Annotated in this window: 19 protein-coding genes; 1 reads left to right on the top strand and 18 read right to left on the bottom strand. The window is 65.9% G+C overall.

What is annotated here, in order from left to right; genetic code table 11:
* The first annotated feature begins 9 nt into the window (after window positions 1-9).
* Window positions 10-1371, top strand: a complete 1362-nt coding sequence (gene radA / locus CXY78_RS01615) for a DNA repair protein RadA (RefSeq protein WP_104087741.1) — start codon at window positions 10-12, stop codon at window positions 1369-1371.
* 56 nt (window positions 1372-1427) lie between these two features.
* Here the strand turns inward: radA and CXY78_RS01620 are convergent, their stop codons facing one another.
* The 18 genes from CXY78_RS01620 to folE form a co-directional block, all read right to left on the bottom strand.
* Window positions 1428-1835 (bottom strand): dehydrogenase, encoded by a 408-nt coding sequence (locus CXY78_RS01620; RefSeq protein ID WP_233197198.1) that lies wholly within the window; start codon window positions 1833-1835, stop codon window positions 1428-1430.
* A gap of 255 nt (window positions 1836-2090) precedes the next feature.
* Window positions 2091-2738: a hypothetical protein gene (locus CXY78_RS01625; protein ID WP_104087742.1), complete on the bottom strand. Its 648-nt coding sequence runs from the start codon at window positions 2736-2738 to the stop codon at window positions 2091-2093.
* A gap of 123 nt (window positions 2739-2861) precedes the next feature.
* The gene (locus tag CXY78_RS01630) at window positions 2862-7601 is read right to left on the bottom strand and encodes an ExeM/NucH family extracellular endonuclease (protein ID WP_104087743.1); all 4740 of its coding nucleotides are present in this window, start codon (window positions 7599-7601) and stop codon (window positions 2862-2864) included.
* A 197-nt stretch (window positions 7602-7798) separates the two neighbouring features.
* On the bottom strand, window positions 7799-8314 hold the full coding sequence (locus CXY78_RS01635) for an amino-acid N-acetyltransferase (RefSeq protein WP_104087745.1): 516 nt from the start codon (window positions 8312-8314) through the stop codon (window positions 7799-7801).
* A gap of 111 nt (window positions 8315-8425) precedes the next feature.
* The gene (locus CXY78_RS01640) at window positions 8426-10951 is read right to left on the bottom strand and encodes an ATP-dependent Clp protease ATP-binding subunit (protein WP_092341784.1); all 2526 of its coding nucleotides are present in this window, start codon (window positions 10949-10951) and stop codon (window positions 8426-8428) included.
* Between the two features lie 167 nt (window positions 10952-11118).
* Window positions 11119-12582, bottom strand: a complete 1464-nt coding sequence (gene cls, locus CXY78_RS01645) for a cardiolipin synthase (RefSeq protein ID WP_092341783.1) — start codon at window positions 12580-12582, stop codon at window positions 11119-11121.
* A 6-nt stretch (window positions 12583-12588) separates the two neighbouring features.
* Window positions 12589-12768, bottom strand: coding sequence for a hypothetical protein (locus CXY78_RS01650; RefSeq protein WP_092341782.1), 180 nt, complete (start codon window positions 12766-12768; stop codon window positions 12589-12591).
* Window positions 12769-12794: 26 nt separating this feature from the next.
* Window positions 12795-12938, bottom strand: a complete 144-nt coding sequence (locus CXY78_RS20915; RefSeq protein ID WP_158252770.1) for a hypothetical protein — start codon at window positions 12936-12938, stop codon at window positions 12795-12797.
* Window positions 12938-14464, bottom strand: coding sequence for a lysine--tRNA ligase (gene lysS, locus CXY78_RS01655; RefSeq protein ID WP_104087746.1), 1527 nt, complete (start codon window positions 14462-14464; stop codon window positions 12938-12940). Before lysS ends, CXY78_RS20915 begins: the two co-directional genes overlap by 1 nt.
* A gap of 50 nt (window positions 14465-14514) precedes the next feature.
* Window positions 14515-15387 carry a pantoate--beta-alanine ligase gene (panC, locus tag CXY78_RS01660; protein ID WP_092341780.1) on the bottom strand — a complete coding sequence of 291 codons (873 nt, stop codon included), beginning with the start codon at window positions 15385-15387 and terminating at the stop codon, window positions 14515-14517.
* Window positions 15384-16145, bottom strand: a complete 762-nt coding sequence (locus CXY78_RS01665) for a Rossmann-like and DUF2520 domain-containing protein (RefSeq protein ID WP_104087747.1) — start codon at window positions 16143-16145, stop codon at window positions 15384-15386. The genes panC and CXY78_RS01665 overlap by 4 nt, the downstream gene beginning before the upstream one ends.
* On the bottom strand, window positions 16142-17815 hold the full coding sequence (locus CXY78_RS01670; RefSeq protein ID WP_104087749.1) for a PH domain-containing protein: 1674 nt from the start codon (window positions 17813-17815) through the stop codon (window positions 16142-16144). Before CXY78_RS01670 ends, CXY78_RS01665 begins: the two co-directional genes overlap by 4 nt.
* A complete protein-coding gene (locus CXY78_RS01675) occupies window positions 17812-18369 on the bottom strand; it encodes a PH domain-containing protein (protein WP_241983059.1) in 558 nt (185 codons plus the stop codon). The genes CXY78_RS01670 and CXY78_RS01675 overlap by 4 nt, the downstream gene beginning before the upstream one ends.
* A complete protein-coding gene (locus tag CXY78_RS01680; RefSeq protein WP_104087750.1) occupies window positions 18362-18844 on the bottom strand; it encodes a DUF3180 domain-containing protein in 483 nt (160 codons plus the stop codon). The genes CXY78_RS01675 and CXY78_RS01680 overlap by 8 nt, the downstream gene beginning before the upstream one ends.
* Window positions 18841-19374 (bottom strand): 2-amino-4-hydroxy-6-hydroxymethyldihydropteridine diphosphokinase, encoded by a 534-nt coding sequence (folK, locus tag CXY78_RS01685; protein WP_092341776.1) that lies wholly within the window; start codon window positions 19372-19374, stop codon window positions 18841-18843. The genes CXY78_RS01680 and folK overlap by 4 nt, the downstream gene beginning before the upstream one ends.
* Window positions 19371-19733 carry a dihydroneopterin aldolase gene (gene folB, locus CXY78_RS01690; RefSeq protein ID WP_104087752.1) on the bottom strand — a complete coding sequence of 121 codons (363 nt, stop codon included), beginning with the start codon at window positions 19731-19733 and terminating at the stop codon, window positions 19371-19373. The genes folK and folB overlap by 4 nt, the downstream gene beginning before the upstream one ends.
* Window positions 19726-20583 (bottom strand): dihydropteroate synthase, encoded by an 858-nt coding sequence (gene folP / locus CXY78_RS01695; protein ID WP_092341774.1) that lies wholly within the window; start codon window positions 20581-20583, stop codon window positions 19726-19728. The genes folB and folP overlap by 8 nt, the downstream gene beginning before the upstream one ends.
* The gene (folE, locus tag CXY78_RS01700) at window positions 20580-21149 is read right to left on the bottom strand and encodes a GTP cyclohydrolase I FolE (RefSeq protein ID WP_092341773.1); all 570 of its coding nucleotides are present in this window, start codon (window positions 21147-21149) and stop codon (window positions 20580-20582) included. The genes folP and folE overlap by 4 nt, the downstream gene beginning before the upstream one ends.
* Window positions 21150-21152 lie beyond the last annotated feature (3 nt).

The following is a 21152-nucleotide window of genomic DNA, read 5'->3' on the forward strand; positions in this document are numbered from 1 at the left end:
GCTCGAAACATGGCAAAATCCGTCTCTTCTTTCCGCTGCTCCGAGTGCGGCTGGACGACCCTGAAATGGGCGGGCCGTTGCGGCGAATGCCAGCAGTGGGGCACCGTCGTCGATGCCGGCCCGACAGCCGGCATCACCCGCAAGCTCAAGGCCATCACGCTCGTCGGCGATGGCATCGCCCGCCCGATCACCCACGTCGAAACGGATGCCGCCGCTCACTGGCCGACCGGCATTAATGAATTCGACCGTGTGCTCGGCGGCGGCATCGTGCCCGGCTCGGTGATTCTGCTCAGTGGGGAGCCTGGCGTCGGCAAGTCCACGCTGCTACTCGAGGTCGCGTCCAAGGCGGCCGCAGCGAAGAGCCGCGTGCTCTACGTCAGCGCCGAAGAGTCGGTGAGCCAGGTTCGGCTGCGCGCCGAACGCACCAACGCACTCGAACCCGAACTCTATATCGCCGCCGAAACCGATCTCGGAGTCATCCTCGGGCAGATCGATGCTGTCAAGCCCGACCTCATCATCATTGACTCCGTGCAGACCGTGTCGAGTGCGCTCTCCGACGGGTCGCCGGGTATGCCCAGCCAGGTGAGGGAGGTGGCATCCACTCTGATTCGGGTCGCCAAGGATCGCGGCCTGCCGGTGCTGCTCGTCGGTCACGTCACCAAAGACGGCTCGATCGCCGGTCCGCGGGTGCTCGAGCACCTGGTCGACGTGGTGTGTCAGTTCGAGGGCGACCGGCAGACCTCGCTGCGGTTCATTCGCGCTCTGAAGAACCGGTTCGGGCCTACCGACGAGGTCGGCTGCTTCGAGATGACCGGCGACGGCATCGCCGAAGTGCCCGACCCAAGCGGGCTGTTCCTGAGCCGGGCCACCGAACCGGTCGACGGCACGTGTGTAACCGTCGCGTTGGAAGGCCGTCGGGCGATGCCGGTCGAGGTGCAGGCGCTCGTCACCGACACCCAGGCACCGAATCCCCGCCGGGTCACGAGCGGCGTGGACTCCGCCCGCGTGGCTATGCTGCTCGCGGTTTTGCAGGAGCGCGCGGGAATGAACCTCTCCACCAAAGATGTATACGTGTCGACGGTCGGTGGCATCCGTCTGAGTGAGCCGGCCGCCGACTTGGCCATCGCGCTGGCTATCGCGTCCGCGTTCACCGGGCTGGCCGTGGCGCACAATGTGGTCGCCTTCGGCGAGATCAGCCTGGCCGGCGAGGTACGCGGAGCACTCATGTCGAAGCAGCGAGTTAACGAGGCCGTTCGCCTCGGGTTCACCACCCAGATCGACGCCGCCTGTGGGTCGATCCACGCGGCGGTCGCCCTGGCACTCGGCACCACCCGCAAACCGCGCGACGCCGAACTCGATCGGGCGTTCTAGCCCCGGCCGCCCCCGGGCTCGATTGTTCCGTCGGGCGCACCCGGTGCGCGATTCGGTTAGTCGGCGTCGCTGTGGCCGAGCTCAGGGCTCAGGGCGTTCAGCAGGTCGGCCGGGGCGGCCTGCATCACGTTGGGTCCGGCAATGTCGAAGAAGACCATCTCCAGCGTCGCGGCGTGCACGGTGAGAAACTCCCGCAACCACTGGCCGTCGCACACCATGACCTGCGGGTCCACGTCGTCGGGAACCACTCGCAGGTAGTTCTCCGCGGCGGAGAAGAGCAGCAGCATCCGCTTGTCTGAGCCTTCGCGGCCGAACACGCGCACCTGGGCCGCCTCGCCGTTGACCACGAGTTGCGGCACGATCATGTAGTCGTTGCGCAACGCATAGGCGACGGCGACGACGTCCTGCGCTGCCAGTGCGGCGGCGAGCGCCTCGGAACGGGTGTTGGCAGTCGTATCGGTCACACATTCATTCAATCAGGCGAAGCTCCAGACGCCCAGCTGGCAGCGCACGCCACGAGCGAACGGATGCCCGCTCGCCCCCGCGGCGCGCAAACCGGACCCCGTGTGCGGGAGCTAAACCGTGCGCGCGGGCTAAATCAGGAAATCATCCGGGTGCCGAAGCAGCCGTCCCACAGGTACGGCGGTCTTGATTGCTCCCGCGACCGGATCCCCTGAATTAGCCACCGAGCCGTGTGCCAGCCGGTCGACCGACAGGCCCTAGTTCAGGATCATCAAGGCCGGGTCGGCCGCCTCGATGCCGTCCACGGTCACGTGCAGGTAATACGAGGCTCCGCCGGCCGGAACCGCGGTGCGGGTTTCGGCTTGGCAGGTATCGACGGCCGAGCGGGTGCGATCCCAGGTGATCGGTGTTGCCAGCGGCATGACCACACCGGGCTTGAGGGTGACCTGGGCGTCGATCGGGTTGGTCTGGCAGTCGGTGGAGGTCCAGTAGACGTCCTGCCCGCTCATCACGGTGAACACCTGCTTGGCGTTGCCGGCGTTGATCACACAGTCGGTGGTTCCAATGTTGGTCAGGCTCAGCGACAGCTGCGGCAGGACTCCAACTGCATAGTTGGTCGCGTCCGTGACGGCCGCAACCTGCACCGCGGACGGGTCGCAGGCCGCGCCGTCGACGGCAGTGGCTACCTCGGGGATGGTGGTGGCGGCATCCGTCGGCGTCGCCGACTCGGTCGTGTCGGCCGCGGGCGTTTTCGGGGAGTCCCCGTCGCCCTTGCTCACGCCCGGTTGCACGATGATGAGAAACAGAATGACGAGCACGGCGAGCAGGCCGAGCCCCACTACGAAACGCCGGCGCCGGTACACCTTGCTGGACTGGCGGCCGACCGGTTGCTTGATCGTCGACATGCCCCAAGGTTATTGAAGTTCAGCGGCAGAACTCGGTAATGGTGTGCGTGTCGGCGGTAATTGCTGCCGGAAAGACCCGCTCGCAATCGAAAGACTGCGAACGGGCACTCCGGTGCCCTCTGTTTAGTGGTGCCCGTGTTTGGGCGGCTTCGGTGCTTTCTTGGCCTTGTCGACCTTCACATCGGTCCAGCCGATCACCTCACCGTCCGCGTTCTGTGCGGACACTGTGTATTTGCCGTTCTTGAGGTTGTCTGCGAGCGTGACGCTCACGGTACCCTCGGCGCTCACGAGCAGCCAGCCGCCCAGGTCGTCGGTTTTCTTCTTGGAGTAGGCCCACACCGACACGTACTCACCCGCGTGTTTGACACCAACCTCAATAACTACCGTGTCACCAGCCCGATAGGCCTTCTTGTCAGTGTCGATCACGTTCTTGAGCTTCTTGGTGAGCTCCTTCTCACCAGCCGCGGTAGGCGCATCGCCCGGTTCGGCGGTCACGGAAACCGCCACGGCGAGCCGCACGATCGTGCCCGACTCCGCTGCGGTCATCTCGAGCATGCTGTTCTCCACCGCATCCGCCGGCACCGTGACGCTGACGGTGGCCGTACCCGTCGAATCAACGGATGCCGTCCCCACGTCGGTGCCCGACCAGCGCAGCGCGAGCTGCGTGTTCTTCGGAGCGCCAAGCGAGGTGAGGTTGAGGCGGCCGACCGTGAAAGTGACCGAGTCACCCGGGTCGACTGCCGCCGTGGGGGCACCCGTGATCGAGGCCTGGTTTGCCTTGAACGACGGCGACAGTGGGCTGTTCGTCTGGATGTAGGAGATCCAGGCGTCCCGGTCGACGAGACCGGAATCCCGGGTATCGGTGCCGTTCAGGAACTCGCGGAAGTTGTCGCCGCCGGTGAGCAGAAAGTTGAACGAACCGATGCGATATGACTGCGCAGGGTCGATCGGGGTGCCATCGATCCAGACGCCTGTCACGCGGTCGCCAGCGCCACGGTCGGCGTCGAACGTGTAGTTTACGTTGTCGCTCAGGCCGAGCTGCAGGAACGGACGACTCGGAATCGTGCCGTCGGCGTTGGTCTGCCACTGCTGCTCGAGAACGGTTTTGAACTGCGCGCCCGTGAGGCTCGTGGTCCAGAGATTGTTTAGGAACGGCAGTACTGCATTTGCCTCGGCGTAGGTCACGACACCGTCGGGATCAAGAGACAGGTCAGCACGCATCCCCCCGGGGTTAACGATGCCAATCTCGGCGCCGCCGATGGTGGAGTCGGCCAGGGAGGCGCGCAGCGAGTTTGCCACGAGCGTGCCCATGGTAGAGGGAGCCATGCGGTCTTCGGCGCACGGCGCAACTCCGCCCGTGCAGGCCCGAGTGATGTCAGCGGTGACCGAACCGACGGGCACGTTGCCCTGGACCGCGGCCTCGGCCAGCGCGGCGTTCGTGATCGTCTGAACCTCGGCAGCGCGCGGGTACGCGGCCACGAGGTCGGCGTCGGGTGCGGTGGAGCGGGCCACGTTCCGGTTCTTGACCGTGGTCGTATCCCCGGTGGCGATGTCGTAGCTGAGCACGACCTGGCCGATGTTCTCTCCGTAACTGCCAGTCTGCAGCACCGGGCGCGTCACGCCGTCAGCTGCCCCAGGAACCTGTGCGTCCCACGCGTACTGCTTGTGCGTGTGCCCGGTGAAGATCGCGTCGACCTCTGCCGAGGTGTCATTCACGATTGCGGCGAAGGCGCCGCCTTCGGTGAGCTCCTGCTCGAGCGTGGCACCATCGGGAATCCCCGCGCCGGCACCCTCGTGGTACTCGGCGATGAGAACATCCGCTTCACCGTTCGACGGGTCGCCGTCGGTGAGCTGGGCGGCCACGCGGTTGACCGCGGCGACCGGGTCACCGAAGCTGAGGCTGGCGATGCCGTTGGGCGAGACAAGCGCCGGGGTCTCTTCCGTCACGGCACCGATAACGCCGACCTGCACGCCGGCCACGTCGATGATGGTGTACTCCCGCATGGCTGGAGTTTCAGTGCCCGCGTTGTAGACGTTGGCACCGAGGTAGTCGAAGTTCGCCGTGTCGGCCACTCGACCGCTGAGGTCGCTAAACCCCTGGTCGAACTCGTGGTTTCCCACACCAGAGGCCGCGAGGTTGAGTGCGTTCAGCACATCGATCGTGGGCTGGTCGTTCTGCGAGGCCGAGGCGAACAGCGAGGCGCCGATGTTGTCGCCGTCCGAGAGGAACAGCGAGTTGGCGTCGCCATATTCCGCCCGGAGCTGCTCAATGGTTCCGGCAAACTTGACGGTATTGGCGTCGATGCGTCCGTGGAAGTCATTGACGTTGAGCAGGTTGAGCTCAACAGCGGTGGGCGTGGCGAGGTTTAGTCCGAGCACGACCGGGTCGTGATCCGACGAGCGGAACGCGTCGGCGACGTAGAAGTCGGTGACGTTGTTGTTGTACCTGCTGTACTCCAGCGCGACCGATTCCACCGAGTTGATGTTCCAGACGTCGACGGCGTTGACCGTGACAGCTGCTTCGGGCGAGGCGAAGACGTGGTCGAGTGAGCCGACAGTGCCGCCGAAGGCGTACGTATACTCTCCGCTCTTGTCGCCCTGGTTGATGTAACCGGCGTCAAGTAGCACCCGAATCGGGTCTTCGAGGTCGTAGGCGTTGAAATCGCCGGTGAGAAAGACCCGATCGATGCCGGAATCGGCCTTGACCTGGTCAGCGAAGGCTACGAGCGCGTTGGCCTGCTCGATGCGGGTCGGGTTGGATGCTCCCTGACCGTCACCCTGATCGGCGTCGTCACCGGTGCCTGATCCCTTCGACTTGAAGTGGTTCACAATGGCGAGAAAGCTCGACTCGTCGTCCCCGACCAGCTGGAATGCCTGGGCGAGTGGTTCACGTGCGCGGCCATTGAAGGCGACGGATTCGGTGAGGATGACCGACTCCCCCACCGTTTCAACAGCGGCGGGCTTGTAGATGAAGGCGGTGCGAATCACGTCCTCGCTGGCCGGAAGCGCGGCCGGCGAGGCCACGAACGCCCAGACGTCACTGCCGGAAGCCGCGTTGAGCGCTGCGGTCAGGTTGGCGAGGGCGTCGTCGCGGTCCTTGCCGAACGCGGCCGAGTTCTCGATCTCCTCGAGCGAGACCACGTCGGCATCGAGGGCATTGATCGCCGAGACGATCTTGGCCTGCTGGCGTTCGAAACTGAGCTGGGTGGCGGCGCCGCGGGCGTCACATCCGCTGCTCACCGTGGTCGGAACGCCGGCCCGGTCGTTGTAGAATCGGCAACCGTCGAGCGAGTCCCCCGTGGTCGAGAAGTAGTTCAGCACGTTGAAACTCGCCAAGCGGATGTCGCCGCCCACGTTCTCCGGCGCGCTCGTGCGGGTGTCGGCGAAGGTCACCGGCTGTACGGTAGCTGCATTGGACGATACGAGGGCTGTCACCGGCTGGAACTTCCAAGCGTCGTTGCGAAAGTCGAAGATGACCGGCGAGAGGAAGGAGACCGCGGCGCCGATGCGCACCGGTGCACTGGTCGACAGGTACGGAACCGGGCTGCCCTGGTTCGCTGCGGCCAGGTAGTTCGTCGTGGCGCCGTCGTCGAGGGTGACTGCTCGGCCGGCATTCTCGGCGAGGGCCGACTGATACTCGGCGGAGCCGGGCAGGGCCGTGACGCTCGGGTTCACTAGTGGGGTCGTTCCAGCGGCGAGGCCAATTTCGGCGTATTGGTTGGTCGTGTAGTTGTTGGTGACGGTGAAGTCGCCCTGCGGGGCGAGCAGCATACCCTCGAGGGTTTCGCGCCCTTCTGCGCCGGTCGGCAGCGCCACAGTGACCGGGGTCGGGGCGACCACGTTTGTGGTGGAGAGCTGAGTGACGTCGTCGACGGTGCCGAAGGTGACCTCGGTCATGCCGAAGAATTCCACGACGGTGCCGACGACCTGAACGTGGTCGCCGATCTTCACGTCGGCGGTCGCCGTGCTGGAGTAGGCGAACACGCCGTGCGAGGCAGTGTGGCTGGCGAAGTCCAGTTCGCCGCCGGTCGCTGCGGTTTGCAGGTAGAACCCGTCGAAGCCGCCGGTCGGGTAGGCGGCCGTGACGATACCCGAGGTCTTGACGACGGTTCCGGCGAGCGGGCTCGTGTCGGTCGTTCCCTGGATCGCGTCGATCGCGGTCAGTTCGTCGGGCGCCGGGGTCGGGTCGGGGTCCGGCTCGGGTTCGACCGGTGTGCCAGTGTCGCCGGCGGCGTTCGTGGGCGTCGGGGCCGACGCGGTGAAGTCGGCGGCATTGACGTCCGTATCGACAGATCCAGTGCGGTTCACCGATGTGGTGACGGATGCCGCGGTGGCGGTCGTTCCTTCAAAAGTGTTCGAGCTGCCGTAGCCGATCAGGTCGAGGATCTCGGTCTGGCCGGTCAGTGAGCCGGTGGCCGGAGTCGTCAGTGCCGTCGACTGGTTGGCGAAGAAGATCGTGCCAGAGCCGGCGGCAAAGGAGGTGCCGAAGGCGGCATCCGCTGTGGGCAGGGTTGCGCCGTTTGCCGCATTCGAGCTGCCCTGCACGAGGTAATAGCCACCGGCAGCAATAGTGCCGGTCAGGGCGACGACCCCGGTGGGGTTCGACGTGCCGCTGGCCGAGCGGTACTGAATGGAGGTGCCGTCGAGCGACACGTCGGCGTCGCTGGGGTTGTAGAGCTCGACGAACTTATTCAGGTAGGTCGCGCCCGAGCTGCCGCCGTTCAGGTACGCCTCGTTGATGACGACTCCGGTGCCGGCGGTGTTGGCGCTGGCCGGCATAGCGATGAGCGGAGCGGCCGCAAGGCTCACCCCAAGTAGTGTGGCGAAAACCAGCCTGGTACGGCGATGATCGGCGGATGACATGGATCTCCTCATTCATAGAATGATGCGTGTGTCATTGCGCCCGGGGTCGTGCTTATCGGAAGTTCCCCCAGCCCACGGTTGGCAGGTGCAATAGTTCGCAGCCTAGCGACGGCCCGTGTCCGGGGGGTGAACTCCGCGTATTTTGCTCCTATGAGCAGCGCTTTAAGCCGTGATCGGGCCGATCGCGCCGACATTCGCTAGTTCAAGCGCTTCACCATGCGGGTGTTGCCGAGCGTGTTCGGCTTCACTCGGGCCAGGTCGAGAAACTCCGCGACGCCCTCATCGGGCGAGCGCACGAGCTCGGCATAGACGGCCGGATCGACGGTCTCGGTGCCCATTTCACTGAACCCGTTGCGGGTAAAGAAACCCACCTCGAAGGTGAGGCAGAACAGGCGGCTGAGGCCGAGGTCGCGGGCATCCGCTTCGAGGCGCTGCATCATGGTGTAGCCGACCCCGGCTCCGAGCCACTCGGCGTCGACGGCGAGAGTGCGCACTTCGCCGAGGTCCTCCCACATGACGTGCAGTGCGCCGCAGCCGATCAGTGTGCCGGACGAGTCAACGGCCACCCGAAATTCCTGCACGGCCTCATAGAACACGACTCGGTCCTTGCCGAGCAGAATGCGCTGCTGCACGAGCGGTTCGACAAGCGCTTCGATGCCGGGCACGTCGCTGGTGCGAGCACGGCGCACCGTGTATCTCGTTTCCAATTTCACTCCCCTAGTCTATTGACCGCCCCACCACCCCCGTTTCTCCCGCGAGAGCGCAAAAAGTGCCCTAATGGACGTCCATTGGGGCACTTTTTGCGCTCTCGCGAGCAGGTAGAACTAGTCGCTCGTGATGGCCAGGTCGGGAGTGGCCGGACCGGTCCCCACTGCGGCGGCCGTGTTCACTCCGACGCCGACCGGGTCAACCCGGGTCGTTGTGGTGAAGATGTACTCGCCGTTGACGTAGTCCACGTGCACGTGATCGCCAGCGTTGAGCTCGCCCTGCAGAATTTTCTCCGACAGGCGGTCCTCCACCTCGCGCTGAATCGCGCGACGCAGCGGGCGAGCACCGAGCGTCGGGTCGAAACCGACCTCGATCAGGTGTTCCTTCGCCGGAACGGTGACCTCGACGGTCATGTCCCTGTCGAGCAGACGCACGCCGAGGCGCTTGATGAACAGGTCGACGATCTGCAGCAGCTCGGGCTTGGTCAGCTGCGGGAACACGATGATCTCGTCCACGCGGTTGAGGAACTCGGGCTTGAAGTGCTTCTTCAGCTCGTCTTTCACCTTGCCGGCCATGCGCTCGTACCCGGTCGTGCTGTCCCCTTCCAGCTGGAAGCCGACCGGTCCGCCCGAGATGTCCTTGGTACCAAGGTTGGTGGTCATGATGATGACGGTGTTCTTGAAGTCGACGACGCGACCCTGACCATCCGTCAACCGGCCCTCTTCCAGAATCTGGAGCAGGGAGTTGAAGATGTCGGGGTGGGCCTTCTCGATCTCGTCGAACAGCACCACGGAGAACGGCTTGCGCCGCACCTTCTCGGTGAGCTGGCCGCCCTCTTCGAAGCCGACGAATCCGGGAGGAGCACCGAACAGGCGCGACACGGTGTGCTTCTCGCCGTACTCACTCATGTCGAGCGAGATCATGGCGGCCTCGTCGTCGAACAAAAACTCGGCGAGCGCCTTGGCCAGCTCGGTCTTGCCGACGCCGGTGGGGCCGGCGAAGACGAAGGAACCGGAGGGACGCTTCGGGTCCTTCAGGCCGGCACGGGTGCGTCGGATGGTCTTGGCGAGGGCCGAGATGGCCTCTTCCTGACCGATGACGCGCTGGTGCAGTGCCTTCTCCATGAAGACGAGCCGCGAGGACTCTTCCTCGGTGAGCTTGAACACCGGGATGCCGGTGGCCTGAGCGAGCACTTCGGCGATCAGGCCTTCGTCGACGACCGCGGTGGTCTTGACGTCGCCGGACTTCCACTTCTTCTCGAGGCGCAGACGCTCGCCGAGGAGGTTCTTCTCCTCGTCGCGCAGGCCGGCGGCCTTCTCGAAGTCCTGCTCTTCGATGGCGAGCTCCTTGGCGGCACGCACCACGGCGATCTTCTCGTCGAATTCGCGCAGCTCCGGCGGCGACGACAGGATCGACAGGCGCAGTCGGGCGCCGGCCTCATCGATCAGGTCGATGGCCTTGTCGGGCAGGAACCGGTCGGAGACGTAGCGGTCGGCGAGGTTCGCCGCGGCCACGAGGGCACCGTCGGTGATTGACACCTTGTGGTGCGCTTCGTAGCGGTCACGCAGTCCCTTGAGGATGTTGATGGTGTGCGCCAGCGACGGCTCGTTCACCTGGATCGGCTGGAAGCGGCGCTCGAGGGCGGCATCCTTCTCGAAGTGCTTGCGGTACTCGTCGAGGGTGGTCGCACCGATGGTCTGCAGCTCACCGCGAGCGAGCAACGGCTTCAAAATGGATGCTGCGTCGATGGCGCCCTCGGCGGCTCCCGCACCCACCAGGGTGTGGATCTCGTCGATGAAGACGATGATGTCGCCGCGGGTGCGGATCTCCTTGGTGACCTTCTTCAGGCGCTCTTCGAAGTCACCGCGGTAACGGCTGCCGGCGATGAGCGAACCGAGGTCGAGCGAGTAGAGCTGCTTGTCCTTCAGGGTCTCGGGCACATCACCCTTGACGATGGCCTGGGCGAGGCCCTCGACGACCGCGGTCTTGCCAACGCCGGGCTCACCGATCAGCACAGGGTTGTTCTTGGTGCGACGCGAGAGGATCTGCATGACCCGCTCGATCTCTTTCTCGCGCCCGATGACCGGGTCGAGTTTGTTATCGCGGGCCATCTGGGTGAGGTTGCGACCAAACTGGTCGAGCACCTGGCTGCCGGCCGTGTTGGCCGCCTGCTCGTTGGCACCGACCGCGACCTGCTCCTTGCCCTGGTAACCGGAGAGGAGCTGGATGACCTGCTGGCGCACTCGATTGAGGTCGGCACCGAGCTTCACGAGAACCTGGGCCGCGACGCCCTCGCCCTCGCGAATGAGGCCGAGCAGAATGTGCTCGGTTCCGATGTAGTTGTGGCCGAGCTGCAGCGCTTCGCGCAGGCTCAGCTCGAGAACCTTCTTCGCACGGGGCGTGAAGGGGATGTGGCCGGTGGGCTGCTGCTGCCCCTGGCCGATGATGTCCTGAACCTGCTCGCGCACGGCATCCAGCGAGATGCCGAGGCTCTCGAGGGCCTTCGCGGCGACGCCTTCACCCTCGTGAATCAGCCCGAGCAAAATGTGCTCGGTACCGATGTAGTTGTGGTTGAGCATCTTGGCCTCTTCCTGGGCCAAAACGACGACGCGACGAGCTCGGTCGGTAAATCTCTCAAACATATGATCGCTCCCTTGGCGCCAGGGCAGTTGGTGCCGTTACATCGAGAGTAACCAGCCTGCGCGCCTCGCGGGCGTTTGTTCGCCGTAGGCGTGACTAATGCTGCGGAGCATCATTAGTCACGCCTTGTTTTTATAGGAACAGCGTGACGGATGCTGGGCGCGGCCGCCTATTGCACCGCGGACGTGAGGCGGGCGAGGTTGTCGAGGATGGTGGAGCGCAGCGGCTGCTTGAGCCATTCCTCGAGGGTGAGCTCGCGGCTGTTGCGCCGGTTCTCGTCTTCCATGGCTCGCAGGTTGCGCACGAACGACCGGCCGCGCACCATGAGCGACACCTCCATGTTGAGGCTGAACGAGCGCTGGTCCATGTTGCTGGAGCCGACGACCGCCACCTCGTCATCGATCGTGAAGTGCTTCGCGTGCAGAATATACGGCGCCTTGTACATGTAGATGTGCACGCCAGCGGTCAATAGCTCCTCGTAGTAGGAGCGCTGTGCGTGATACACCACGGCCTGGTCGCCGATCTCCGACACGAACAGTTCCACGTGCAGCCCCCGCTGCACGGCGGTCGTGATGGCATACATGATGGATTCGTCTGGCACGAAATACGGGCTCGTGATGATGATGCGATCCTGCGCGTAATAGAGCAGCGCGAGGAACAGGCGCAGATTGTTTTCGCCCTTGAACCCGGGGCCGCTCGGCACGACCTGGCAGTCGAGAGCATCCGTTACCGGTCTCGGATGCACCGGCTCGATGTCGCGGGTGAGCAGTTCGTTGGTTTCGCTGTACCAGTCGGTGATGAAGATGGCGTTGAGTCCCGACACGATCGGGCCCTCCAGCCGCGTCATGAAGTCTTTCCACATCAATCCGCGACGAATGTTTTTGCGCATGTTGTAGGTGCGGTCGATGATGTTCTGCGACCCCATGAATCCGACCAGGCCGTCGACGATGAGCAGCTTGCGATGGTTGCGCAGGTCGGGCCGCTGCCATTTGCCCTTGAACGGCTGCACCGGCAGCATCAACTGCCACGGAATACCGGCATCCGTCAGCCGTTTCTTGGTCTGGCGAAAGCCGGGCTTACGCATCGACTGAATGTGGTCCAGGAGCACCCGCACGCTGACGCCGCGTTTGTGCGCGTTTTCGAGGGCGTCGAAGAAGGGCGCGGTGGTGTGATCGAGCGAGAGGATATAAAACTCGACGTGCACATATTTCTTGGCCAGGTTGATGTCGGCGATCATGGTGTCGAAGGCCACCTGGTATTCGTTGATCAGGCTGGCCGTGTTGTCGCCGACGAGCGGCATCGCCCCGAGGTTGCGGTTGAGTTCGACGACCGATTCGAGCCAGCTCGGCCACGGATGCTCGCGGCTCACCAGTTCCATACCCTCGGTGCTGTCGAGGATGAACTTGTTGATTTCATCCTGCATCAGGCGGCGCTTCTTCGGCAGGGTGCGGTAGCCGATCATCAGAAAGAGCAGCACACCGAGGTACGGAATGAAGAAGATGGTCAGCAGCCAGGCCATGCCCGACATCGGGCGGCGATTGCGCGGGACCACGATGATGGCCACCACGCGAACGGAGAAGTCGGCGATCAGGGCCAGCAGAACGGTGATGGTCAGGCCGTCGATGCCGAACATTGGTACTTAGGTGGCCGGTTTGTCGAGACCGAGCCTGGCGCGTTCTTCGGCTTCGATTTGGGCGTACACCTTGCGTTCGGTACGGTCGGCGCGCAGGATCGAGCGCATCAGCATCCAGAAGACCAGGCCGAGCGCAATGGTGGGTACGACCGAAAAGAGCGCGTTACCCCAGAAGTTCTCAATCACACCCCCAGACTACGCGCAAAGGCGCCCTACTTGCTGAGCAGGCCGAACATGCCGGTGCCCAGGTAATACACCCCGACACCGCCGACGATCACCCAGAGCGCGATGCGGTTCATCGACAGCTTGCGCCCACCCTTGTCCGGCTTCAACTCGTCGTCGGGCAGATAGTTCATTACTTCACCAGTGGAAAGAGAATTGTTTCGCGAATGCCGAGCCCGGTCAGGGCCATCAGCATACGGTCGATGCCCATGCCCATGCCACCGGTCGGCGGCATGCCGTATTCGAGTGCGCGCAGAAATTCTTCGTCAAGGCGCATAGCCTCCGGGTCGCCGCCGGCGGCGAGGCTGGCCTGTTCGATGAAGCGTTCGCGCTGCACGACCGGGTCGACGAGCTCGGAGTAGCCGGTGGCCAGTTCGAAGCCGCGCACGTAGAGGTCCCACTTCTCGACGACGCCGGCCACCGAACGATGTCCACGCACAAGGGGGCTGGTGTCGATCGGAAAGTCCATAACGAAGGTGGGGCGCACGAGTGAACCCTTGACGAAGTGCTCCCACAGTTCCTCGACGTACTTGCCGTGGATGGGGTGGTCGATCTCGATGCCCTCGCGCGCGGCGAGCGCAACGAGGTCGGCGAGCGGTGTCGCTGGCGTGATAGTGATTCCTGCGGCCACCGACAGGCTGTCGTACATGCCGATGCGGTCCCAGTCGCCGCCGAGGTCGAACAGGGTACCGTCGGCCCAGGTCACCACGTATGATCCGGCGATAGCAAACGCGGCATCCTGAATAAGCTTCTGGGTGAGGTCGGCGATGGAGTTGTAGTCGCCGTAGGCCTCATAGGCCTCGAGCATCGCGAACTCGGGTGAGTGGGTCGAGTCCGCGCCCTCGTTGCGAAAGTTGCGGTTGATCTCGTAGACGCGGTCGATGCCGCCAACCACAGCCCGCTTCAGGAACAGCTCGGGTGCGATACGCAGGAACAGCTCGGTGTCGAAGGCGTTGCTGTGGGTTTGGAACGGGCGAGCGGATGCCCCGCCATGCATCGTCTGCAGCATCGGGGTTTCGATCTCGATGAAGCCTCGGTCGGTGAAGGTGCGACGCAGGCTTGCGACAGCTTTGGAGCGCGAGAGCACGTTGGTACGGGCCTGCTCGCGGCTGATCAGGTCGAGGTAGCGACTGCGCACCCGGGTCTCTTCGCTGAGCTCACTGTGCAGGTTGGGCAGCGGCAGCAGCGCCTTCGAAGCGACCCGCCAGTCGGTCACCATGATCGACAGCTCGCCGCGGCGGCTCGAGATGACCTCTCCGGTAACGAACAGGTGGTCGCCGAGGTCGACCAGCTCCTTCCAGGCAGCGAGGGACTCGTCGCCGACGGCGGCGAGGGAGACCATGGCCTGGATCCGGGTGCCGTCACCCGACTGCAGGGTCGCGAAGCATAGCTTGCCGGTGTTGCGCAGGTGCACGATGCGGCCGGCCAGTCCCACGGTGACGCCGGTGACGGCATCCGCTTCGAGGTCGCCGAATTCGGCGCGCACGGCCGGAATTGTGTGGGTAACCGGAACCGAAACCGGGTACGCGCCGCCGGCCGGGCTCGCGGCGGCAGCGTTCAGGCGGTCGCGTTTGCCGAGGCGCACGGCCTTCTGCTCGTTCATCTCCGCGTCGGAGAAGCCCTCGTCGTCGGTCGCGGCGGGCGTGGGATTCTGGCTCATATACTTCTTTCGTTGGTGCTGTCTGTTCACAATAAAGCGGATGCTGCCCCTCACCCCAGGGTGAGCGACACGTTGTCGATCAGCCGGGTCGCGCCCACCCGCGCGGCCACGAGCATCCGGGCCGGCCCGCGATAGTCGCCCGGCACCGTCAACAGCGTCAGTGGGTGCACGATCACGAGATAGTCCAGTTTAACAAGCGACTGGGAGCCAATGCGCGCATTCGCAGCCGCGAGGGCAGCAGTCGGGCCGGCCGGCGCCGCCTCCACCGCCGCGCTGAGCCCGGCGAACAGGGCCTGCGCCGCCGTGTGCCCGGCGTCGTCGAGATAGCGGTTGCGGCTCGACAGGGCCAGACCACTCGGTTCGCGTACGGTCTCGACGACCTCGATGACCGTGCGCACGTTGAGATCGGCAACCATCCGCTGCACCAAAAACGCCTGCTGGCCGTCTTTTTGGCCGAACACCGCGGCATCCGGTGTGACGATGTTCAGTAGTTTTGCCACGACGGTGAGCATGCCGTCGAAGTGGCCGGGGCGCGCGGCACCCTCGTAGAGCGAGCCGACCGGGCCGGTGGTCACCCGGGTGTCGCTGGCACCGCCCGGATACATCTCGCGGGCGCTCGGCGCGAACACGAACGAGACGTTCTCGGCCGCCAGCGCAGCGAGGTCGGCGTCGAGGGTGCGCGGGTAGCTGTCGAGGTCTTCGCCAGCGCCGAACTGCAGCGGGTTCACGAAGATCGACACCACCACGATGTCGGCGAGCGCGCGTGCCCGCCGCACCAGCGCGAGGTGTCCGGCGTGCAGCGCCCCCATGGTCGGCACCAGCACGATGCGCGTGTCTCCGCCGGTCAGCGCCGCACGGTCGCGGGCCTGCCCCAGACGGTCGTGCAGTTCGGCAATGGTACTGAGAACTTCGATGGTACTCATTCGACCTCCCGGTCGTCATCAAACGGATGCTGTCGCTGCTCGATCTGGTCGAACCCGGCCAGGTCCAGTCGTTCGGGGCTCGTGCGCCCGAGGGCGTTTTCCATCGCGGAGCGCAACAGCGGACCAAGAATAGCCCCCGGATGCTCGAGGCCGATTCCGTCGAGCAGCCGGGTGGCCTGCTCGACGATCGAGGTAGAGAAGGCGGTGGCGATCTGGATGGCTTCGGCGTAGCTGGTGCGGTCCGCCTCGGCGACGATGAGCGGTTCGCCGCCCATCTCCACGACGAGCGCCTGCCCGATCGGCAGCACCGGGCCTGGCGCGGTCACGGCGAAGTAGCTGTCGGCGAGGCGGGCCAGGTCGAGACTCGTTCCGGTGAAGGCCATGGCTGGGTGGATGGCGAGCGGAATCGCGCCGACGGCCTGCGCGGGCGCGAGCACCGCGGTGCCGTAGCGGGCGGAGGTGTGGAGCACGAGTTGGCCGGGCTGCCAGGTGTTGGTCGCGGCGAGGCCCTGCACGAGGCTTTCCAGCTGGGCGTCGGGCACGGCGATGATGACCAGTTCGCTGCGTTCGACGACCTCGGGCACGGGCAGAATCGGCACGAGCGGCAGAATGGCTTCGGCGCGGTCTCGACTGGCCTGCGAGATCGCGGAGATGCCGACGATGGCGTGGCCGGCGCCAGCGAGGGCTGCTCCGAGAATGGGGCCGACGTGGCCGGCGCCGATGATTCCGACGCCGAGGCGTCCCGGTTTGGCGTTCATTCGGTGGCCTCCGTGGCTGGCACTGGAGTCGCAGTCCGACTCCAGTGGTGACTGGTATCGGCGAGGGCCGATCGCACCGCGCCCGTCGACATCCACTCGAACAAGACGAGGGCTTCTTCAACGTCGATGACGCTGAGCGAGGCACTGACCGGTCCGGCGACCGTGTGCAGGTCGGCCGAAGCGAGGCGCAGTCGGCGCCGAACGGCGCCCTGGCTGATGCGCACTCCCTGCATGCGTGCGAGGGGCACCAGAATGAGGTCGCGCGACAGCACGCCGCGACGTATCAGGGCCACCGGGCCAGAGACGGCCCAGCCGGTGCGCCACCACGAGAACGGGCGCAGCCAGACGGCCCGCGCTGGGGCGTTGCTGTAAAAATCGGCGAGGCCGGCGTCACGTTTGCGGCCGCCGAGCATGCCGTTTTCGACCAGGGCACGGTGGGCGTCGGTGTCGAACCCGGGAAGCGCCAGTTGCAGTACTTTTTCGACGTCGGCGAGGGTGCCGACCGGCAGCAGGGTGGTGCTCGTCACCGCGCCACTGCTGCGGCCGGACGTCTGCCCGGCGGTGTTGATGCTGATCTGCCACCATCCGAAACGGCGCCAGAGAATGGGCTGTGACACCTTGATGGCGTGGATGCGCCCGGGCGGCAGGGTCTGGCTGCTGGTCGAGAGCAGCCCGTAGCCGACGCGCACTCCGTCGGTGGTGCCCGCGATGCTGAATCGCAACGTCTTGGTGATGCGGGAGAAGTAGTATCCAGCGCTGCCGATGAGGCCGGGCAGCACGGCTACGAGCACCCAGCCGCTGCTGCCGGCGATCACGCTGATGATGAGGCCGACACCGGCCAGCAGGAGAAAGACGGTGAAGCCGCTCAGCACGACCGACCCGATCAACCGCCCCGGCGGAATGCGCACGATCGACTCCGGTGGGGCGGCATCCGGGTCCAGTTCCGGCGCCCGAAACTCGTTGAAGCGCGCGGTTGCGAAGTCGCCGAGGGCGGAGTGGGCGGTGGGCGGGCCGATCAGCGGTGGCGCGGCGCTGTCACCGGGCAGGGGCTGTGCGTCGGCCGCGAGGGCGCCGGGTGCGTCGGGTGCCGTGCCGGGCTGCCTGGCCTGGCGCAGGCCCGAGGCGAGGTGCAGGATGTCGCGGCGCAGGTCATCCGCTAGTTTCGAGCCGAGGTAGGCGAGCTGCACGTTGCCATCTTGCCCGGCGACGGTGATTTCGAGTCGGGCGGCACCGAACAGGCGGGGAATCAACGGCCGGGCGAGGTTGACGCCCTGCACCCGGTCGAGGCGGGCCTTGCGGTGACTGCGAAAAACGAGGCCGCTGCGCACTTCGACGACTTCGCCGTTCACACGAAAGGTGTGCAGGCGCCAGGACAAATAAAAGGCTACGAGGATGACCAGCAGAATGCCGGCGATGATGAGCAACGCCCAGCCGGTGGCCCCGCGCTGGTAGATCTCGTCGATCGGATCGCCGCCGTAATTCTCTTCGCCGATGAACAGATCGATGAGGCGTTCGCGCAGGTTGGCCACGATGAAGCCGATGATGGCCACCATGAAGATTCCGCCGCGCAGCAGCGGGGTCGCCGGGTGCAGGCGGTGCCATTCACCGTCGGTGAGGTCGGTGCGCGGTGCTGCGAGGGGCGCCGGAACCGCAGCGGCGGGCTCGGTCACAGTCCCGCCCGGCGGCTCTCCGCGAGTTCCACCAGCCGGTCGCGCAGGCTTTCAGCGTCGGCCTCGGCCAGGCCGGGAATAGATACCCCGGCGGTCGCCGCGGCGGTCACGAACTTGAGATCGGCCAGGCCGAGCCAGCGGGCGACCGGGCCGCGGGTGATGTCAATGAGCTGCATACGCCCGTAGGGCACCGCGACGAAGCGTTGAAAGAGGATGCCGCGGCGAAAGAGCAGGTCATCCGCACGCAGCAGGTAGCCGATGGAGCGCACGCGCCGGGGTTCGAAGATGAGGTTGATGATCGACAGGACGAGCACCACGATGCCGACCCACATTGCCCAGGTCGCATCGAGCAGCAGCCAGAGCAGGCTCGCTCCGCCGCAGACGACGACGGCGTTCACGATGGTGCCGACGATCTCGACCAGCACGTACTTCGGGGAGACGCGCTTCCACTCCCCCACGTCGGCCAGTTCGAGGCGTTTCGACGGCTCGGGCAGGTCAGCCGTCGGAGGCAGCGCTGCCGGCAGGTTCACGTCGGTCAGGTCAGGATCAGGCACGGGTACCTCCAGAATCGTCGGTGTCGCCGTTCCTGTCATTGTCGGGCGGCAGGGTGCAGAAGTGTTCGGCCACCAGGCCGGCCGTGAGCATGAGGGCCGCCCCGATGGCCGTACCGATCGCGAGCCACAAGGACGTGACCGCCGGAACGACCGATCGGGTGAGAATGTACAGCACGATGCCGAGGGCGGCACCGAGCAGCAGCGACGCCGACAGCGAGGTCGCCTTCGACAGCACGGCCACGCGCATCGCCCAGAACGGGTCGATGCGGCGCAGCGCCTTGCGATGGCTGCCCTGGCGCACCTGCCAAGCCAGGCTGACGACCACCGCACCCAGCAGGATCAGAGTCAGCGGCAGGGTGACCGGCGGAACGACGATCGGGGCACCGGAGGCCGCGAAGGCGATCTCGAGCAGAAAGCCGATCACGAGGCCGATCAGCAGAACGACGAGCAGCCCGGTCGCGTGGGAGCGCTTCATTGCCCGGCACCCAGCGCGAGGTCTGCGGCATCCGCTGCCCGGTGCACCGTATTGCCGGTCGCGGCCAGGAGGTCGCGCACCAGACCGCGGCCCGGGATAACGGCTGCGGAGTCGACGTCGAGCCAGGGAGCGAGGACGAAGTCTCGTTCCGCTGCACGCGGATGCGGAAGGGTCAGGCGGTCGTCTTCGACGCTCAGATCGCCGAACACGATGAGGTCGATGTCCAGTGTGCGGTCGCCCCAGCGTTCGGCGCGTACCCGGCCGTGCTCCGCCTCGATGGCGTTGACGGCGTCGAGCAGGCCATGTGGGTCGCCCGCGTAGTCGATGGTCAGCACCGCGTTGAGGTAGCGCGGCGCGCTCTCGTCGACGCCGCCCGGTTTCACCGCGGCCGATTCGTAGACGGGCGAGACGGCCATGAGCGCGGCACCGGGCAGGGCGGCCAGATCGCGCACGGCCTCAGACAGGGTGGCCGCGCGGTCGCCCAGATTACTGCCGAGGGCGAGCACGACGCGTTCCGTTGACCCGGTCATGACCGCGACCGGGTGATTTGCACGGCCACATCGGTGAACGGCACGGAGATCGGGGCCTGCGGCTTGTGCACCGTGACCTGCACGCGCAAGGCTGGCGGGTGGGCCAGCACGACGCCCGCGATGCGCTCGGCGACGGTTTCGATGAGGTCGACCGGGTTGTGCGCGGCCGCGGCCGTGACCTCCTCGGCGAGTTCGCCATAGTGGATGGTCTGGGTCACGTCGTCGCTCGCCGCTGCGCGCACCAGATCGAGCCAGACGGTGACGTCGATGACGAAGTCCTGGCCGTTTTCCTTCTCGAAGTCGTAGACGCCGTGGTGGGCGTTCACCCGCAGGCCGGTGAGGGTGATCGAATCAGTCATGGGTCCATTGTGACGGACTCGACGCGGGTCCCGGCAATTCCTCCGTGACGCAGGGCGTCGACCGCCGAACACTGGCCAGTACGTTCAGGGCCGTGCGGGTCGCCGCGACGTCGTGCACCCGCACCGCCCAGGCGCCGGCCTGGGCGGCCAACACGCTGACCACCGCGGTGGCCAGGTCTCGCTCGATGACGGGGGCACCGACCGGCAGCACGCTGGCGAGAAAGCGTTTGCGGGACGCCCCGACCATGACCGGGAGGTCGAGTGCGGCGAAGGCGTCGAGCCGGTGGAGGAGCTGCCAGTTGTGTTCGGTCTTCTTGGAGAATCCGAGGCCCGGGTCGAGCACGATTCGATCCCGGGCCACTCCGGCGGCGGTGAGCGCGTCGACGCGGGCGCTCAGTTCCGCGACAACGTCGGTGACGACGTCGCCGTAGTCGGCGAGGGTGTCCATCTGCTGAGCGTGGGCACGCCAGTGCATGGCGATATAGGTGAGGCCGGTGTCGGCGGCGACGGCGGCCATGCCGGGGTCGGCGAGTCCGCCGGAAACGTCGTTGATGACGCTCGCACCGGCTTGCGCTGCTGCGCGGGCGGTCGAGGCGTTGAGCGTGTCGATGCTGAGTTTGAGGCCCTGCCGGGCGAGCTCGGCGACGACGGGAATGACCCGGCGCTGTTCCTGCTCGGGCGACACCCGGGTGGCGCCGGGCCGGGTGGACTCGCCGCCCACGTCGATCAGGTCAGCGCCCTGGGCGTGCAGTAGCAGGCCGTGCTCGATGGCGGCATCCGTTGACGCCCACTGGCCGCCATCGCTGAACGAATCGGGGGTGACGTTGAGCACGCCCATGATGAGCGTCATCCGCCGGCCGCAATCAGCGCGATGATCTCGGCGCGAGCCGTCGGATCGGTCAGGGCGCCGCGGGAGGCCATGGTCACGGTCGAGCTCGCGCTCTGCCGCGGGCCGCGGGTGCCGACGCAGCCGTGCACGGCGTCGAGCACGACGAGAACGCCGAGCGGGTCAAGGCCGGTCTGCAGCGCATCGGCGATCTCTTCGGTGAGCCGCTCCTGCAGCTGGGGCCTGGCTGCGATGGTTTCGACCACGGCTGGTAGTCGGCCGAGCCCAACGACGCGGTCCCCTGGCAGGTAGGCCACGTGCGCGATGCCGAGGAAGGGCAGCAAGTGGTGTTCGCAGATCGAACGAAAGGCGATGTCGCGCAGCAGCACAAGTTCGCCCGTGCTTTCCCCGACCGGAACGGAGTCCGCCAGCAGGTCCTGCGGGTTCTGGTCGAGGCCGGCGAAGAACTCGGCGTAGGCATCCGCTACCCGTCGCGGGGTGCTTTCCAGGCCCACTCGCTCCGGATCCTCGCCGATTGCAGCGAGGATCTCCGAGACGGCCGCCTGGATGCGCGCCCTATCCACTGCCACGGG

The organism is Cryobacterium sp. N19 (assembly GCF_002929595.1).
In the GTDB taxonomy this organism is placed as follows: Bacteria; Actinomycetota; Actinomycetes; order Actinomycetales; family Microbacteriaceae; genus Cryobacterium; species Cryobacterium flavum.